Genomic DNA, 17,228 nt, shown 5'->3' with positions numbered 1-17,228 from the left:
GGCGAAGGGCGGGGCCCAGGTGGGAAGGTGGTGGTGAGAGCCATGACCGTTCCTGACTGGGCCCCGGCCTCTGCCGGGGAACGGCTCAAGGATGGGCGGAGACGCTGCCTCTCATTACTTCAGCTTGTGTGACGCGACAGAGTCGAACGTGGCGAAGTCGGCCGCCGCAGCGATGCGCCCTCTTTCTCCCCGCACCGCGTAACATATGATCGCGCCGTTAACCTTCCCTTCGGCATCACCCTGTTACGCCCTCTGCCATGGACGGGGGCAACGTCATTCGCTGGATCGCACGCGCGCTCGCGCTGCTCGCCGCCTGGGTCGCGCTCGCGCCTCCGGCCGCCGCGCTGGCGGGGGCGCCGCTCACCACCTGTTTTCGCCGGGCGCTGCCCGACGAGCGCGCCGCCGCGGTGCTGGCCGCCCCCCGCGGGTTCGACTGCACCAGCGATCAGCGGGGCGCCGGACCCGGCGATTATTGGGTGCTCGCCCCGCGTCTGCCGGCGCTCCCGCCCGATGCGCTGATCCGCTCCGCGAGCGTCTGGCAGGACGCGGCGACGCTCCACGTCCGCTACGCCGACGGGGCGGTGCGCTCGACCGGATTCACGAGCGCCACCGCGTGGCAGCGGCTCAAGCTCGGCGCCGTGTTCGAGCTGCCGCTGCCGCCGCACCCCGCGCGGGCGGTCGCACTCCTATGGCACGTGCGCGGCGCACCGGTGACCCGTGGCATCGTCATCGACCCGCGCGTCGCCACGCCGGCACAGTCGACCCGGATGGAAGTCGCCATGGCCGCCTTCTACGCCGCCTTCGCCGGCCTGTGCGTGGCGCTGCTGATGTCCAACCTCGCGCTCGGCGCGGCGCTGCGCCAGCGCTTCCACCCGCCCTATTGCGCGATGGTGCTGTGCCTGCTGGTCTATGGCGTCAGCTCCTCGGGGCTGCTCGGACAGCTCGCGGGCATGGACAACAACCTGCGGCTGCGGCTCAACACCGCGCTGCTGTCGCTGGCACTGAGCTTCGCGATCATGTTCGCGCGGCGCTTCTTCCACCCGCGCGTGTTCGCCGGCTGGGTCGGGCGCGCGGCGACCTGGTCTGTCGGCGCGGTGCTGGTGACGGCGACGCTCTACTGCACGCTGATGCCCCGGGCGTCGCACGCGCTCGATGCCGCGCTGACCGTCAGCTTCGCGGCCGTGGCCGCGCTGGCGCTGCCGCTGCTGTGGCGCGGCTGGCGTGCCGATACGCCGCACGCGCGCGTGTTCATGCTCGCCTGGGGCACACCCTTCATCTTCGCGGGGCTGAGGATCGGGCAGGCCGCCGGGCTGGTGCGCTGGAACTTCTTCATCGACAATTCGACGCTGCTGGCGATGGCGCTGGAGGCGTCATGCAGCGCGCTGGTGATCGCGTGGCGGATCAAGCTGGTCGTGGAGGAGCGCGACGCCGCGCGCGAGCAGGAGATGCTGGCGCGGCTGCTCGCCGACAGCGATCCGCTGACCGGGCTGATGAACCGTCGCAGCTTCCTGCGCGAGGCGATCGGGCGCGGCGAGCCGCAGCTGCTGGTGCTGATCGACATCGACCATTTCAAGCAGGTCAATGACACGCTCGGCCACGACGGCGGCGACGAGGTGCTGCGCGTCTTCGCGCGCGCGCTGCTCGCGGTGGTGCCCGACGACGCGCTGGTGGCGCGGATCGGCGGCGAGGAGTTCGCGGTGCTGGCGGGCGCCGGGCGGGACGACTTGCCCGATCAGATCCTGGGCGCGGTGCGTGCGGCGCGGATGCCGTTCGACCTCACCGTGACGGCGTCACTCGGCAGCGAGCGCGGTACCATCGCGACCGAGGCGGAGTGGAAGCGGCTCTACCGCCGCGCCGACGACGCGCTCTACGCCGCCAAGTCCGCGGGGCGCGACCGCGTGCGCTGGGCCGCGGCGGCGTAGCGAAGGCGGGCGCCTCCGGCGCTCCGTGAGGGAACTTCGTGGCGCAACACCTGCGGGACCGCGCTTCCCCGTTCTCGGTCGTCATCCCCGCGTAGGCGGGGATCCAGACGCGCTGACGTGGCGGCTCTATTACACCGCGTCGCGCGTCTGGATCCCTGCTTTCGCAGGGATGACGAAATATGGACTCGGGCGACGTCACCGGCGAGCGCCTTCGGTGGGAGAGGCGGGCGCAGCTTCGAAGGGCGGAACGGCGACGGAAGCCCGTCACCTCAGGATGCCGGCTTGAGCCAGCCCGCAACCCGACCCGTCAACCCGGCGCTTCGCACTTCCTTACACCCCCGCTTCCCGCATCGGTACGGACGCGCTAAGCTCCGCGCACCTCACAGGAAGTCCCGTCATGACCCAGCCGCCAGACCTTCGTCGCCGCCGCGCCGTGATCGGTGGGCTGGCGCTGCTGCTGCTTGCCATGGCGCAGCGCGAGACGCCGATGATCGGCACGCTCACGATCCGTGCCGACGGCGCGCATCTGCCCCGCGTGACGGCCGATGCCGCCCCCGCGCTGCGCCCGCTCGCCGCCGCGGTCGTCCTGCTCGGAGAATATCTGGTACGCTGACCGCTTGTCGCTGGCGGCGCGGTTGCTTACAGCGATGTCAATGACGGACGAGCACGCCTGGCAGGACGCCTATCGCCACCCGGTGCCCTGGGCCACCGGCTTCGCGCCGCGGTCGATGATCGACCTGTTCGAGGATTCGGTACGCCAGCACGGCCAGCGCCCCGCGATCGACTTCCTCGGGCGCCACTACAGCTACGACGAGCTCGCCGACGGCGTGCGGCGAGTCGCCACCGGGCTCGCCGCGCTCGGCTATGGCAAGGGCGACCGCATCGGGCTGTTCCTGCCCAACACGCCACACTATCTCGCGGCCTATCACGGCGCGCTGCGGCTGGGCTGCACCGTCGTCAACTTCTCGCCGCTCTACAGTGTCGACGAGCTCTGCCACCAGGTCGAGGACTCGGGCACGCGGCTGCTGTTCACCCTCTCCGCCACCGCGCTGCTGCCCAACGCGCTGGCGGTGCTCGACCAAAGCGGGCTCGAGCGGCTGGTGGTCGGCTCGGTCGCGGGCGTGCTGCCGCCCGCCAAGTCGGTCGCCTACCGTCTGCTCAAGCGGCGCGAGGTGGCGCCGCGCCCGGACGACCCGCGCGTGCTCGCCTTCTCGCAGCTGATCGCCAACGACGGCGCGCTGCCCCCTGCCGCGATCGCGCCCGAGCGCGACGTCGCGCTGATCCAGTACACCGGCGGCACCACCGGCGTGCCCAAGGGCGCGATGCTGACCCACGCCAACGTGTCGGCCAACGCGCGGCAGGTCGCCTGCCTCGACCCGCACCGGGACCAGACCGACCGGATCCTGGGCGTGCTGCCGCTGTTCCACGTCTTCGCCAACACCTGCGTGATGAACCGCACGATCGTGACCGGCGGCGAGATGGTGCTGCTGCCGCGCTTCGACGCCGGCCAGGCGCTCGCCGCGATCGCGCGGACGCGGCCGACCTCGCTGCCGGGCGTGCCGACCATGTACCAGGCGCTGCTCGATCACCCGTCGCTGGGCAGGACCGACCTGACCAGCCTGCGCGTCTGCATCTCGGGCGGCGCGCCGCTCAACGCCGAGCTCAAGGCGCGCTGGGAGGCGGCGACCGGCTCGACGCTGGTGGAGGGTTACGGCCTGTCGGAGAGCACCGGCGTGCTCACCACCAACCCTTACGACCCGCCGCAGAAGCCGGGCACGATCGGCCAGCCGCTGCCGTCGACCCGTATCCGGCTGGTCGACAAGGAGGACGCCACGCGCGAGGCGGCGCCAGGGGAGCCTGGCGAGATCGTCGCACTGGGGCCGCAGATCATGGCGGGCTATTGGAACCGCCCCGACGCCGATGAGACGACCTTCGCGCTCGACTCGCAGGGGCGGCGCTGGCTGCGCACCGGCGACGTCGGCACGATCGACTCGGACGGTTTCATCGCCATCGTCGACCGGCTCAAGGACATGATCGCGGTCGGTGGGTTCAAGGTGTTCCCGAGCCAGATCGAGGCGATCCTCTACCACCATCCCGCGGTGCGCGAGGCGCTGGTGATCGGCATGCCGGACACCTACCGCGGCGAGGTCCCGCGCGCCTATGTCACGCTGACGGAGGAGATGGGCGGGGTCGACGGCGCCGCGCTGCGCGACTGGCTCAACCCGCAGCTGGGCAAGCACGAGCGCGTCGACCGCGTGGTGGTGCGCGCGGCGCTGCCCAAGACGATGATCGGCAAGCTCAGCCGCAAGGACCTGGTGGCGGAGATCCGCGCCGAGATGGAGTCGCCGCCGATCACGCCGAGCTGAGCGACTGCCTTCGGGCGCGGGCGTGGCCTCGTTGAAGGCGGTGTTCCTGCGCACGTGGGAACACAGGACCCGGGCGGCTTCGCTGGCGAACCGAGGCTCCTGCGTGCGCAGGAGCACGCTGCGCCCCTACTTCCCCTCGAGCGCCGCGCCGATCGCGTCGGCGGGGCGCGAGAGCAGGCCGTAGACGCCCTGCGCCGCGATCACCGCGAGCGTCACGCCCACCAGCGCCATCACGATGAACTGGAAGGCCGAGGCGAAGGCGCGCGAGCGCTCCACCTTGCGCGCCATCTGCGCCTCATGCGCGAGGCGGCGCTCGGCGCGGCGCTCGCCCAGGTCCTGCTCGGGCTTCTGCTGCGGTCGGCTGGCGAGCCGCGGCTCGTCGACCAGCGCTCTGACGGACAGCCGCTCCTGCGACTTGATGCCGAAGAAGCGGCCCTTGGCCCATTGCACGCGGCCGACGATCACGATCGTGCCGCGGCGAATCTCGATATAGCTGCCCGGCTGGGGCGGCTCGTCGCAGCCACCCATCAGCCCGCGCGACGAGACGTTGTGAATGACCACGTCGACCCACTTCGCCCCCAGCCGCATCCGCGACGGGATCAGGACCGTGATCCGCTCCTCGCGCGGGCGAAAGCCAGATTGTAGCGCCGCGAGCACCGTCGTCGCATTCCCTCATCGCTGAACCAGGAGGCGGCTATGCCACCGCCGGCGCGAAGAAGCCGTTAACGCGACAGCGATCGTGACCCGTTCCGGCGATCAGAGCATCCCGAGCGCCTGCATGTACACCTCGAGGATCGACTGCTCCTCCTGATACTCCTCGCGCTTCTGCTTGCGGATCTTCATGATCTGGCGGATCGCCTTGGCGTCGTAGCCGCGGCTCTTGGCCTCGGCGAAGACGTCCTTGATGTCGTCGGCGATGCCCTTCTTCTCTTCCTCGAGCCGCTCGGCGCGCTCGATCAGCAGCCGCAGCTCGTCCGCCGCGACCGCCCCGCCGCCCATGCCCTCGCCCCGCTCTTCCGCCATGTCGCTGTTTTCCTCGCAAAAGATGACGCCGCCCGCGGACGCAGACGAATCGCACGGCGGCGGACGGCGAGGTTCGACCCTGATCGGGTGAGCGCGCGCGTCTATCCGGGCGGGCGCGCGGGCTCAAGTGTGGCGATGAGGACGCACTGAGGGAGCGCCCCCCGCGGCGCCTTGTCGATGCGTCGTCTCGACGGGCTCGGCGGCTACTCGACGGGCACGGGAGAGAAGCGAGCGCGTCCGTCCGCTCACCCGCCTTTCGCCACCACCCCGCGGTGCATGACGAAGTCGACCGCCTCCAGCCGGCGCACGTCGTCGAGCGGCGAGCCGGTGACCGCGATCAGATCGGCGCGCTTGCCCGGCGCGATCACGCCCAGGTCGTCGCGGCCGAGCAGGTCGGCGGCCGCGACGGTGGCGCTGCGGATCGCCTGTGCGGGGGTCATGCCGAGGTCGACCAGGTGCACGAACTCGGTGGCGTTGTCGCCGTGGCGCGACACGCCGCTGTCGGTGCCGAAGGCGAACTTCACCCCCGCCGCCCAGGCCTTCTTGTGGTTGGCGTGGAGCGCCGCCGCGGCCGCCTCGGCCTTGGGGATGGTGGCGGGCGGGAGCGCCCCGGCGCGCGCCTGCGCGAGCGCGGCGAGCGGGGCGATCTCGGTCGGTACCAGATAGGCTCCCCTCGCCTTGAACAGCCGGATCGTCTCGTCGTCGAGGTAGCTGGCGTGCTCGACCGAGTCGACGCCCGCCTCCAGCGCCGCCTTGGTCCCCTCGGCGGCGTGGCTGTGCGCGGTGGCCTTGCGGCCGAGCGCGTGCGCGGTCTCGACGATGGCGCGCATCTCCTCGGGGGTCATCGCGCGGCCGAGCCCGCCCGCGACGTTCGACAGCACGCCCCCGGTGGCGGCGAACTTGATCACCTGCGCGCCCAGCCCGACCTGCGCGCGCACCGCGCGGCGACAGTCGTCCGGCCCGTCGCAGACGTTGATCTGATGCGCGTGGACCGCGTCGGCCCATTCCTCGGCGAGACCGTTGCCGCCGTCGCCGTGCCCGCCGGTGACCGAGATCATCGACCCGGCGTTGACGATCGTCGGCCCCGCCACGTCGCCGCGCTCGACCGCGTCGCGCAAGGCGCGGATGCCGCGCGGATCGCCGCCGAGGTCGCGGACGGTGGTGAAGCCCGCCTCGAGCGTGCGGCGCGCGTTGACCACCGCCGTCATCAGGTCGTCGGCCGAGTCGGTGTTGAGCCGGGTGAGCCGCTCGCGCAGCGGGTCGCCGCCGATGCCCCAGAGATGGACGTGCATGTCGATCAGCCCGGGCAGGACGAACTCACGCGACAGGTCGACCAGCCGCGCGCCCGCCGGTGGCGGGACGAGCCCGTCGCGCACCTCGGCGATCACGCCGTCGCGTACGATCACCGTGCTGGGGCCGCGCGGGCGCTCGCCGGGGCGGTCGAGCAGCTGGCCGGCGTGGACGTAGATCAGCGTGGGCGCGGGCGTGGCGGGCGGGGCGGTCGGTGTCGGCTGCTGGGCGTTGGCCCCGGCGGCGAGCGCGAGCGCGAGTGTGACGGCGAGTGTTCTCAGCATGTTGCCCCCTGTTGTCGTGGGACGAGGCTAGGCTGCCGCGCGGCATTCGTCACGGGGGGTGATATGATGAGGAGGGCGACGAATTGATCCGCGCCCCGCCCGGTCATGCCCCGCCCCCACGTCCTCGTCCCTGTCCTCTCCCCGCACCACGCTTTGTCATTTCCGCGGAGGCGGGGATCCAGGCACGCTGCCGCTCGTGCAAGGGCCGCCACGTCAGCGTCTATGGATCCCCGCCTGCGCGGGGATGACGAGGGGGGCGAGAGGCGACGAGCCAAAAGGCAGAAGGACGGTGGGCGGAGAGGCGCGATCGCGGAGCGATACGGGCGGGGAGTACGGAGGAGAGGTGCCGGGAGGGGCGGACGAGTGGGGCCGCTAGCAGAGAGCGACCATCCGGCTTCGTTTCGCCTCCCGCGCGCCGCCCGCTCCGCCCTTACGCCGGGATCTGCTGCGAGATGCAGTGGAAGCTGCCGCCGCCCGTCAGGATCGCGTCGGCGCGCAGCCCGATCACCTCGCGGTCGGGGAAGAGCGCGCGTACGGCCGCGACGCCGGCCTCGTCCTGCGGCGTGCCGTACACCGGCACCACCACCGCGGCGTTGCCGACGTAGAAGTTCATGTAGCTCGCCGGCACCACGTCCTCGTCGCGCAGCACGCGGCCGGGCGAGGGGATCTCGACCACCTCCACCCCCGCGGCGCGGGCGCGCGCGGCGGCGTCCTGGTAGACGCGCCAATTGGGGTCGTTCTCCGCGCCGACGGGCAGCGCCAGCCGGTTCGGGCCGACGAAGCGCGCGAGGTTGTCGACATGGCCGTCGGTATGGTCGTTGAGCAGCCCGTCGCCGAGCCACAGCACGCGCGTATAGCCCAGGTCCGCGGCGAGGCGGCGCTCCACCGCCTCCTTGGTCAGCGCGGGGTTGCGGTTGGGGTTGAGCAGGCACTGCTCGGTGGTGACGACCAGCCCGGTGCCGTCGCCGTCGATCGCGCCGCCCTCCAGCACCCACTCGCACGGCAGCACCACCATCCCGCGCGCGCGCGCCAGCCGCGCGCCGATGTCGTCGTCGCCGGGCAGGTCGTATTTGCCGCCCCAGCCGTTGAACTGGAAGTCGCGCGCGCGCCCGTCGCCGTCGACGATCGGCGCGGTGTCGCGCAGCCAGATGTCGCCGAACGGCTGCACCAGCACCTCGGCGAAGGGCGCGAGCGCGCGCGCCGCCGCGGCGGCCTCGGCGTCGGCGGCGACGAGCAGCACCTGCTCGCCGCGCCCCTCGGCATGGACCGCGCGCGCGAAGGCGGCGACCTCGTCGCGCGCCTGGTCGAGATCGTCCTGCCACAGCTCGGGGTGGCTCGGGAAACCGATCCACACCGCCTGGTGCGGCGCCCATTCGGGCAGCGGGGTACGGGACACGTGGGTCACTCCTGTTCAGCGCGCCGCGGCGCGGCTGCGGTCGCGGATCGCGCGGAACTCGTCGCCAGCGACCCAGTTGGGCCAGGCGTCGCTCTCGGCCAGCGCGCGCCCGATCGAGTAATAGAGCTGCACGTCGCGCACCGTTCCCGCCCAGTTCCAGTTCGGATCATATTCGTCCTTGGGGCCGTGGTAGCGGTGCTCCTCATAGTCCTTCGCCGCCGCGGCGCCCGCGGCCTTGCCGCCCGCCACCAAGTCGTCGCCCGCGTCGAAGTAGATCATCGGCACGCCGCGCTTGGCGAGGCTGAAATGGTCGGAGCGATAGTAGAAGCCCTTCTCCGGGGTCGGCTCGTCCGAGGCATAGCGCCCCTGCGCCTTGAGCGCCGCGTCGAGATAAGAGTCGAGCTCGGACTTGCCCTTGCCGACCACCACGACGTTCTTGGCCGGCCCGGCGAGCGACAGCGCGTCCATGTTGACCCCGCCGACCGTGCGCGCCAGCGGGTAGAGCGGGTTGGCGGCGTAATATTCGGAGCCGAGCAGCCCCGATTCCTCGCCCGTCACCGCGACGAAGACCTGGCTGCGCGCCGCCGGCCCCGCCTTGGCATTGGCCTCGGCGAGCGCGACAAGAGCGGCGGTGCCGCTGGCATTGTCGATCGCGCCGTTGCAGATGTCGTCGCCGTCCGGCGCGGCCTCGCAATGGCCGAGATGATCCCAGTGCGCACTGTAGAGGACATAGTCGTCCGGACGGGTCTTGCCCGGCAGTACGCCGACGACGTTGCGCGACATGTGCTTGCGAACCGTCTCGTCGAACGAGACCGAGGCGGTCACGCCCTTGAGCGGCACCGCGCGGAAGCCCTTGCGCGACGCCGCGGCGGCGAGCGCGTCGAAGTCGAGTTTCTCTCGTGCGAACAGCGCCTTGGCCTGGTCGTACTGGATCCAGCCGATCGCCGCGCTCTGGTCAGCATGGCCGTCGGCGGCGTCGGCGACCTGCTGCGCGCCGGTCCAGCTCGACTGGACGACGTTCCAGCCATAGGCCGCGGGCTCGGTCTGGTGGACGATCAGCGCGGCCGCGGCGCCCTGCCGCGCGGCTTCCTCGAACTTGTAGGTCCAGCGGCCGTAATAAGTCATCGCGCGGCCGTTGAAGGTGCCGCCGACGGTGGGCGTGCGCCAGTCGGGATCGTTGATCAGGATCAGCACCGTCTTGCCGCGCACGTCGACCCCGGCATAGTCGTTCCAGCCCTTCTCGGGCGCGTTGACGCCGTAGCCGACGAAGACGACGTCGCTGTCCTTGACCTCCTCGCGCGGGGCGATGCGGTGGCTGCCCACCACCATCTGCGGCCCGTATCGGAGACTGAGCGGCGCGCCCGCGCCCGTGAAGACGAGCGGCGAGACGTTGCGGGCGGTCAGCTCGACGAGCGGCACGTCCTGGTACCAGCTGCCCTTGTTGCCCGGCGTCAGCCCCGCCGCGGCGAAGCGCTTGGCCAGATAGGCGACGGTCTTCTCCTCGCCGGCGGTGCCGGGGGCGCGGCCCTCGTAAGCGTCCGAGGATAACTCTTTCGTCACCTCTTTGAGTGTCTGTTCGGAGATCGGCGCGATCGGCACGGTCTGCGCCGCGACGGCGCTCGCCGCGGCCAGCGCGAGCAGGGACAAGGACGAGAGACGCAGACGCATGGACGTACTCCAGGAGGATGCCGGCGCCTCATGCCAAGCTGGGTCACCGCTGTCCACGCGGCCCTTGCGGCGCGCGCAGCGCCGGCTAGATTTGTGACGGGGAACAGGGGGAAGATGTGATGAAGGGGAAGACGGGGGCGGCGCTGTGCGCGCTGCTCGCGGGGCTCACCGGCCAGGCCGCGACCGCGGCGCCGGCGGGGACGGACGGCGCGTCTGCGGTGCCGGCGGCACCGGCGGCACCGGTGACGGGCGACCTGGCGAGCCGCTTCGGCGCGCGCGAGCATGTCGGCCAGATCAGCCTGGCGCCCGACGGCGCGCATATCGCTTATATCAGCGCGACGCAGGGGCGCGGCAGCGCCGTGCGGCTGATCGACGTCGCCAAGCAGCGCGAGGAGATGGTCGACCTGGGCAACGGCGAGCGGCTGACACCGTCGCTGTGCGGCTGGGCATCCGCCGCGCGACTGGTCTGCAAATTCCGCGGCGTGGCCGACTATTACGACAAGCAGGTGGGTTACTCGCGGCTGTTCGCCTTCGACGCCGACGGCGGCCACCCGCTGTACCTCGGCCGCAAGAGCCGGCTCGGCGCCACCCGCCTCAACCAGTTCGACGGCGACGTGATCGACTGGCGCGCGGGCGACGGCTGGGTGCTGATGCAGCGCGACTTCATCCCCGAGCGGGGTGACGGCTTCAACGCCAGCTCGGTGTCGCGCGACGGGCTCGGCGTCGAGCTGGTCGACAGCAGCACGGGCAAGGCGCAGCTGATCGAGCGCCCGGTGTCCGACGCCGAGGACTGGCTGGCCGACGGTCAGGGCCATATCCGCGTCCGCGAGACGATGCCGCGGCGCGAGGACGGCGAGCTCAGGGGCGACACCGTCTACAGCTACCGACCGACCGGCCAGGACGCGTGGAAGCCGTTCAGCACCTCGCGCCAGGACGGCCCGAGCGTGCTCGAGCCGCTCGCGGTCGACGGTACGCGCGACGTGGCGTTCGCGACCCAGCGGCTCGACGGGCGGCTCGCGCTCTACAGCGTCGCGCTCGACGGCTCGATGAAAGCCAACCTGGTGTGGAGCAATCCCGAGGTCGACGTCGGCGGTATCGCGCGGATCGGGCGGCACGGGCGCGTGATCGGCGCCACGTACGTGACCGATCGCCGCCAGACCGATTATTTCGATCCGGAATACAAGACGCTCGCGGCCAAGCTGGCGAAGGCGCTGCCCAAATCGCCGCTGATCGGGCTGGTCGGCGCCACCGCGGACGAGAGCCGGCTACTGGTCTATGCCGGCAGCGACGTCGATCCCGGCATGTACTATCTCTACACCAAGGCCAAGCGCACGCTCGACCCGCTGATCGCCGCGCGTCCCGAGCTGGAGGGCGTGCCGCTCGGCCAGATGACGTCGGTCAAGTTCCCCGCGGCGGACGGCACGATGGTGCCGGGCTATCTCACGCTGCCACCGGGTGGCGCGACCAAGGGGCTGCCCGCGATCGTGATGCCGCACGGCGGGCCGGCCTATCGCGACGAATGGGGTTTCGACTGGCTCGTCCAGTTCTTCGCGGCGTCGGGCTATGCGGTGCTCCAGCCGCAGTTCCGCGGCTCGACCGGCTACGGCGACGCGTGGTTCGCCAACAACGGCTTCCGCTCCTGGGAGCTGGCGATCGGCGACGTCAGCGACGCCGGGCGCTGGTTGGTCAAGCAGGGCATCGCCGATCCGGCCAAGCTCGGCATCGTCGGCTGGTCCTACGGCGGCTATGCCGCGCTGCAGAGCAACGTCGTCGACCCCGACCTGTTCAAGGCGGTGGTGGCGATCGCGCCGGTGACCGACCTCGGTCGCACCAAGCAGGAGAGCGAGGGTTTCAGCAACCACGCGATGGTCGAGCGGCAGATCGGCTCGGGCGAGAACATCGGCAAGGGCTCGCCCGCGCGCCACGCCGACCGCTTCAAGGCGCCGGTGCTGATGTTCCACGGGAACCGCGACCTCAACGTCGGGGTGGGCCAGTCGAAGCTGATGGACAAACGCCTGCGCGGCGCGGGCAAGCCCTCGACGCTGGTGGTGTACGAGGGGCTGGACCACCAGCTCGACGACGACCGCGCGCGCGCCGAGATGCTGCGCAAGAGCGACGGCTTCCTGCGCGCGGCCTTCGCGGGGAAGTGACCGGGCGAAGCTGCTTACAGGAGCTTGATTGAGCCTTGCTCCTGCGTACCCGTATCCGGGGCAGTGACAACCGCAGCCGTTGCTGGGCCCGGCGCTGATAGAGATGCACGACCGATCCTCCCCTCGCAGGGGAGGATCATCCAGTCAGCGACGTCTGCGACCTCACAGCACCTCGAACAGCCCCGCGGCGCCCATGCCGCCGCCGACGCACATCGTCACCACGACGTACTTGGCCCCGCGGCGCTTGCCCTCGATCAGCGCGTGGCCGGTCATGCGCGCGCCCGACATGCCATAGGGATGGCCGATCGAGATCGCGCCGCCGTTGACGTTGAGCAGCTCATTGGGGATGCCGAGCGTATCGCGGCAGTAGAGCACCTGCACCGCGAAGGCCTCGTTGAGCTCCCACAGGCCGATGTCGTCCATCGTCAGCCCGTTCTTCTCGAGCAGCTTGGGGATGGCGTAGACCGGGCCGATCCCCATCTCGTCCGGCTTGGTGCCCGCCACCGCCATGCCGACGTAGCGGCCAAGCGGGGTGAGCCCGCGCCGCTCGGCGAGCCGCTCCTCCATCAGCACGCTGGCCGAGGCGCCGTCGGACAGCTGCGACGCGTTGCCCGCGGTGACGTGACGGTCCGGCCCGACCACCGGCTTGAGCGCGCGTAGCCCCTCGATCGTGGTGTCGGCGCGGTTGCCCTCGTCGCGCGCCAGCGTCACCTCCTCGTAGCTGACCTCCTTGGTCTCCTTGTTCACGTTGGCCTTGGTGGCGGTGACCGCGACGATCTCGTCGTCGAACCGGCCCGCCGCCTGTGCCGCCGCGGTGCGCTGCTGTGACTGGAGCCCGTACTGGTCCTGCGCCTCGCGATCGATCCCGTAGCGATCGGCGACGATCTCGGCGGTCTGGAGCATCGGCATGTAGATGTCATTGTGCATCGCCAGCAGCTCCTTGTCGGGCGCGACGCGCATCTCGGGCGTCTGGACGAGGCTGATGCTTTCGACCCCGCCGCCGATCGTCACGTCCATCCCGTCGACGACGATCTGCTTGGCCGCGATCGCGATCGCCATCAGTCCGCTGGCGCACTGGCGGTCGACCGACATGCCCGGCACGCTGGTCGGCAGCCCGGCGCGCAGCAGGCTGGTGCGCGCGATGTTGCTGGCCTGATGCCCCTGCTGGAGCGCGGCGCCGAGGATCACGTCCTCGATCTCGGCACGGTCGACCCCGGCGCGCTCGACCGCGGCGGCGATGGCGTGATGCGCGAGTGTCGGCGAGGGCGTGTTGTTGAACGCGCCGCGATAGGCGCGGCCGATCGGCGTGCGGGCGGTGGAGACGATGACGGCGGAGCGCATGGTGGTGAGTCCTTGAGTGAGGGTCAGGGGAGGGGGTGTCGGGCGGTGAGGTCTGGGACGGCCTCACTCTTTGACTGCCGTCATCCCGGGCGTGGTCCGGGTAGACGGAGAGGGAGAGGGGAGCCGCGCCCTCACACGAACACCTGCGTGATCCACTCCGCCACCATCGCGGGCTTGTCCTGCCCTTCGATCTCGACCGTGGTGGCGGTCGTGTACTGGTAGACGCCCGTTCGTTTCTCGGCGAAGTCGGCCAGCACCGACCGCGCGCGAACCCGCGACCCGGACGGCACGGGCGCGAGGAAGCGCACCTTGTTGCCCCCGTAGTTCACCCCCATCGTCACGCCGTCGAGCCGCGGCGCGTCCGGGGTGCGCGCCGCCAGCAGCGGGAGCAGCGACAGGGTGAGGAATCCGTGCGCGATCGTCCCGCCGAACGGCGTCGCGGCGGCGCGATCCGGGTCGACGTGGATGAACTGGTGGTCGCCGGTCGCCTTGGCGAAGCGGTCGATCATCGCCTGGGTCACCTCGACCCAGTCGGAGACGCTCTCGCGCCCGACCGCCTGGCTCATCTCCTCGGCCGTCACCGCGATTCCCCTCCGCCATGCGACGCGCTACAGCGCGCGCATCTGTCTAGGCCCGGCCTCGCCGTGACCGCAAGACACAACGAACCGAAAGCACGAAGATGGCCGCTGCCGTACCGTCATCCACTCTCGCCCAGCTCCGCGCGCTCCACCGCGCCAGCGAACCCGATGTTCTAAAGCCGCTGCTGGAGCGCGCCGCGGCGGGCGCCGACTCGCGCGCGCGCATCGTCGACACCGCCTCGGGGCTGCTCGCCGACCTGCGCGCGGCGCAGGCGCGCGGCTGGGTCAACCAGTTCCTCCAGGAATATCGCCTCAACTCGTCCGAGGGGGTCGCGCTGCTCAGCCTCGCCGAGGCGTTCCTGCGCGTCCCCGACCCCGAGACCGCGGACCTGCTGATCGCGGACAAGCTCGGGGACGCCGACTGGCGCGCGCACGCCGGCCAGTCCAACTCGCGGCTGGTCAACACCGCCACCTGGGGCTTGGTGGTCGGCCGCGCTCTGGTGGGCGAGGGCGAGACCGGGCCGCTCAAGCGGCTGCTGAGCCGCGCCGGCGAGCCGTTCGTGCGGCAGGCGGTGGGCGCGGCGATGCGGATGATGGGCGAGATCTTCGTGATGGGCCGCACCATCGACGAGGCGATGAGGCGGATGCGCCGCCCCGAGCACCGCGGCTTCACCGCCAGCTTCGACATGCTCGGCGAGGCGGCGCGCACCAGCGCCGACGCCGAGCGCTACTTCCAGGCCTATGTCGACGCGATCGACGCGGTCGGCAGCGATCCGGAGGCAGGCCACTCGGTGTCGGTGAAGCTCTCCGCGCTCCACCCGCGCTACGAGGTGGCGCGCTGGGACGAGTGCGTGCCCGCGCTGACCGCGATGCTCGAGGCGCTCGCGCTCCAGGCGGCGGCGCGCGGCATCGCGCTCACCGTCGACGCGGAGGAGAGCGAGCGGCTCGAAATGAGCCTCGACATCATCGGCGCGGTCGCGGCGCTGCCGCAGCTGCGTGACTGGGACGGGTTCGGCATGGCGGTGCAGGCCTATGGCAAGCGCGCGCGGCCGGTGGTGGCCTGGGCCGACTCGCTCGGCCGGCTGATGAACGTCCGCCTCGTGAAGGGCGCCTATTGGGACAGCGAGATCAAGCGCACCCAGGTCGAAGGGCTCGACGACTATCCGCTGTTCACGCGCAAGGCAGCGACCGACGTGAGCTACCTGGCGGTGGCGCGCGACATGCTCGACGCGCGCTACATCCGCCCCGCCTTCGCCAGCCACAACGCGCTGACCGTCGCGACGATCGTCGAGTGGGCGGGCAACGGCCGCGACTTCGAGTTCCAGCGGCTCCACGGCATGGGCGACGGCCTGTACGAGCGGCTGGTGCGCGACCAGGGCTATCACTGCCGCATCTACGCGCCGGTCGGCGGGCACCGCGACCTGCTCGCCTATCTCGTCCGCCGACTGCTCGAGAACGGCGCCAACTCCAGCTTCGTCCACCAGCTCGCCGACGCGCGGCTGAGCGAGGCGGACATCCTCGCCGACCCGGTCGCCAAGATCGAGTCGGTGGGCGGCACGCGCCACCCGAGCATCCCGCTGCCGGCCGAGCTGTTCGGTGCCGAGCGGCGCAACTCGCGCGGACTCGACCTCGGCGACCGCGTCGTGCTCGAGGACACGCGCGCCGCGGTGAACCGGCCGATGACCGAGCCGGCGCCCGCGCCCGCCGCCGACGTCGCCGCCGCGGTGGCGCGCGCGCGCGCGGCCTTGCCGGCGTGGCAGACGACCCCGGTCGCGGCGCGCGCCGCCTGCCTCGACCGGCTCGCCGACCTGCTCGAGCGCGACCGCGACCGGCTGATGGCGATCTGCGTGCAGGAGGCGTTCAAGACCATCCCCGACGCGATCGGCGAGGTGCGCGAGGCGGCCGACTTCTGCCGCTATTATGCGGCGCGGGCGCGCGCGACGCTCGGCTCGGTCGAGCTGCCCGGGCCGACCGGCGAGCGCAACACGCTCCACCTGGAAGGACGTGGCGTGTGGGCGACGATCGCGCCGTGGAACTTCCCGCTCGCGATCTTCCTCGGCCAGACCGTCGCCGCGCTGGTGACGGGCAACACCGTGGTCGCCAAACCCGCGCCGCAGACGCCGCGCATCGCCGCCGCGGCGGTGGCGCTGGCGCACGAGGCGGGGGTGCCGCGCGACGCGCTCGTGCTGGTGCCGGGCGGCCCCGAGGTCGGCGCGGCGCTGGTCGGCGACGCGCGCGTGCAGGGCGTCGCCTTCACCGGCTCGACCGCGACCGCGCGCTCGATCGCGCGCGCGCTGCTGGCGGACGACGAGCGCCCGATCGTGCCGCTGATCGCCGAGACCGGCGGGATCAACGCCATGATCGTCGACTCGACCGCGCTGCCCGAGCAGGTGGTGGCGGACGTCGTCACCAGCGCGTTCCGCTCGGCGGGGCAGCGCTGCTCGGCGCTGCGGCTGCTGCTGGTGCAGGAGGATATCGCCGAGGGGCTGATCGAGATGCTCGCGGGCGCGATGGACCTGCTGACGCTGGGCGAGGCGGGCGACCCGCGCACCGACGTCGGCCCGGTGATCGACCGCGCCGCCTATGACCGGCTGATGGCGTACCGCGAGCAGGCGCGCGCGCGCTGGGTGAAGACGGTGGCGGCGCCCGCGGAGGGGCTGTTCGTACCGCCGACGCTGATCCGGCTCGACTCGATCGAGGCGCTCGACCGCGAGTGGTTCGGGCCGCTGCTCCACGTCGCGACGTGGAAGGCGGGCGCGCTGGAGGAGACGATCGCGCGGGTCAACGCCAAGGGCTATGGTCTGACCATGGGGCTGCACAGCCGCATCGCACGCGCGGCCGAGGTGACCGAGGCGGCGGCGGCGGTCGGCAACCTCTACATCAACCGGTCGATGATCGGCGCGGTGGTGGGGTCACAGCCGTTCGGCGGCGAGGGGCTGTCGGGGACGGGACCCAAGGCGGGCGGGCCCTTGTATCTCTATCGCTTCTGCGCCGAGCGCGCGGTGTCGGTCGACACCACCAGCGCGGGCGGCAACGCGACGCTGCTGAGCCTGGAGGAAGGCGGGATCTGAGGGAGGCGATCGCGCCAGGAAGAAAGAGCCCCTCCCCTTCCGGGGAGGGGTGGGGGTGGGGCCTCTCCGCCGGCGACACGCTCGTGGAAGCGTCCCGCCCCCGGCCCCTCCCCTGAAGGGGAGGGGAGAGGCGCGGCGC

The 17,228-nt window shown here is 71.7% G+C and carries 12 protein-coding genes; 5 read left to right on the top strand and 7 right to left on the bottom strand.

Annotation, left to right across the window (positions count from 1 at the left end; translation table 11 throughout):
- Nucleotides 1-257: 257 nt before the first annotated feature.
- The 3 genes from FHY05_RS13420 to FHY05_RS13410 all read left to right on the top strand — a co-directional run bounded on the left by FHY05_RS13420 (nt 258) and on the right by FHY05_RS13410 (nt 4,288).
- A complete protein-coding gene (locus FHY05_RS13420) occupies nt 258-1,922 on the top strand; it encodes a diguanylate cyclase (RefSeq protein ID WP_183944974.1) in 1,665 nt (554 codons plus the stop codon).
- 397 nt (nt 1,923-2,319) lie between these two features.
- Nucleotides 2,320-2,535, top strand: a complete 216-nt coding sequence (locus FHY05_RS13415; RefSeq protein ID WP_183944973.1) for a hypothetical protein — start codon at nt 2,320-2,322, stop codon at nt 2,533-2,535.
- 40 nt (nt 2,536-2,575) lie between these two features.
- Nucleotides 2,576-4,288, top strand: a complete 1,713-nt coding sequence (locus tag FHY05_RS13410; RefSeq protein WP_183944972.1) for a long-chain fatty acid--CoA ligase — start codon at nt 2,576-2,578, stop codon at nt 4,286-4,288.
- A 126-nt stretch (nt 4,289-4,414) separates the two neighbouring features.
- Here the strand turns inward: FHY05_RS13410 and FHY05_RS13405 are convergent, their stop codons facing one another.
- From FHY05_RS13405 to FHY05_RS13385, 5 genes are all read right to left on the bottom strand, one after another.
- Nucleotides 4,415-4,945, bottom strand: coding sequence for a PilZ domain-containing protein (locus FHY05_RS13405; RefSeq protein WP_183944971.1), 531 nt, complete (start codon nt 4,943-4,945; stop codon nt 4,415-4,417).
- A gap of 99 nt (nt 4,946-5,044) precedes the next feature.
- Complete coding sequence (locus FHY05_RS13400) at nt 5,045-5,311, bottom strand: DUF2312 domain-containing protein (protein WP_132909494.1); 267 nt, start codon at nt 5,309-5,311, stop codon at nt 5,045-5,047.
- 245 nt (nt 5,312-5,556) lie between these two features.
- On the bottom strand, nt 5,557-6,885 hold the full coding sequence (locus FHY05_RS13395) for an amidohydrolase family protein (RefSeq protein WP_183944970.1): 1,329 nt from the start codon (nt 6,883-6,885) through the stop codon (nt 5,557-5,559).
- Nucleotides 6,886-7,315: 430 nt separating this feature from the next.
- Nucleotides 7,316-8,281 carry an agmatine deiminase family protein gene (locus tag FHY05_RS13390; protein ID WP_183944969.1) on the bottom strand — a complete coding sequence of 322 codons (966 nt, stop codon included), beginning with the start codon at nt 8,279-8,281 and terminating at the stop codon, nt 7,316-7,318.
- A gap of 15 nt (nt 8,282-8,296) precedes the next feature.
- Nucleotides 8,297-9,949: a M28 family peptidase gene (locus FHY05_RS13385; protein WP_183944968.1), complete on the bottom strand. Its 1,653-nt coding sequence runs from the start codon at nt 9,947-9,949 to the stop codon at nt 8,297-8,299.
- Nucleotides 9,950-10,068: 119 nt separating this feature from the next.
- Here FHY05_RS13385 and FHY05_RS13380 point away from each other — a divergent pair, with 119 nt between their 5' ends.
- Nucleotides 10,069-12,099, top strand: coding sequence for a S9 family peptidase (locus FHY05_RS13380; RefSeq protein ID WP_183944967.1), 2,031 nt, complete (start codon nt 10,069-10,071; stop codon nt 12,097-12,099).
- A gap of 162 nt (nt 12,100-12,261) precedes the next feature.
- Here FHY05_RS13380 and FHY05_RS13375 read toward each other — a convergent pair whose 3' ends face one another.
- Complete coding sequence (locus tag FHY05_RS13375; RefSeq protein ID WP_183944966.1) at nt 12,262-13,440, bottom strand: acetyl-CoA C-acyltransferase; 1,179 nt, start codon at nt 13,438-13,440, stop codon at nt 12,262-12,264.
- Between the two features lie 131 nt (nt 13,441-13,571).
- Nucleotides 13,572-14,006 (bottom strand): MaoC family dehydratase, encoded by a 435-nt coding sequence (locus FHY05_RS13370; RefSeq protein ID WP_183945124.1) that lies wholly within the window; start codon nt 14,004-14,006, stop codon nt 13,572-13,574.
- 113 nt (nt 14,007-14,119) lie between these two features.
- Between FHY05_RS13370 and FHY05_RS13365 the strand changes: the two genes are divergently transcribed.
- Nucleotides 14,120-17,089 carry an L-glutamate gamma-semialdehyde dehydrogenase gene (locus FHY05_RS13365; RefSeq protein ID WP_183944965.1) on the top strand — a complete coding sequence of 990 codons (2,970 nt, stop codon included), beginning with the start codon at nt 14,120-14,122 and terminating at the stop codon, nt 17,087-17,089.
- Nucleotides 17,090-17,228: the final 139 nt, after the last annotated feature.

Source organism: Sphingomonas sp. BK580 (assembly GCF_014194975.1).
Classification (GTDB): Bacteria; Pseudomonadota; Alphaproteobacteria; order Sphingomonadales; family Sphingomonadaceae; genus Sphingomonas.
This window is presented reverse-complemented; position numbering and strand designations above follow the sequence as displayed.

Excerpts from the sequence above, each read along its gene's own strand:
- FHY05_RS13420 (WP_183944974.1), top strand. The coding sequence starts at position 258 with ATGGACGGGGGCAACGTCATTCGCTGGATCGCACGCGCGCTCGCGCTG.
- FHY05_RS13415 (WP_183944973.1), top strand. The coding sequence starts at position 2,320 with ATGACCCAGCCGCCAGACCTTCGTCGCCGCCGCGCCGTGATCGGTGGG.
- FHY05_RS13385 (WP_183944968.1), bottom strand. The coding sequence starts at position 9,949 with ATGCGTCTGCGTCTCTCGTCCTTGTCCCTGCTCGCGCTGGCCGCGGCG.
- FHY05_RS13395 (WP_183944970.1), bottom strand. The coding sequence starts at position 6,885 with ATGCTGAGAACACTCGCCGTCACACTCGCGCTCGCGCTCGCCGCCGGG.
- FHY05_RS13370 (WP_183945124.1), bottom strand. The coding sequence starts at position 14,006 with ATGAGCCAGGCGGTCGGGCGCGAGAGCGTCTCCGACTGGGTCGAGGTG.
- FHY05_RS13365 (WP_183944965.1), top strand. The coding sequence starts at position 14,120 with ATGGCCGCTGCCGTACCGTCATCCACTCTCGCCCAGCTCCGCGCGCTC.
- FHY05_RS13400 (WP_132909494.1), bottom strand. The coding sequence starts at position 5,311 with ATGGCGGAAGAGCGGGGCGAGGGCATGGGCGGCGGGGCGGTCGCGGCG.
- FHY05_RS13380 (WP_183944967.1), top strand. The coding sequence starts at position 10,069 with ATGAAGGGGAAGACGGGGGCGGCGCTGTGCGCGCTGCTCGCGGGGCTC.
- FHY05_RS13375 (WP_183944966.1), bottom strand. The coding sequence starts at position 13,440 with ATGCGCTCCGCCGTCATCGTCTCCACCGCCCGCACGCCGATCGGCCGC.
- FHY05_RS13410 (WP_183944972.1), top strand. The coding sequence starts at position 2,576 with ATGACGGACGAGCACGCCTGGCAGGACGCCTATCGCCACCCGGTGCCC.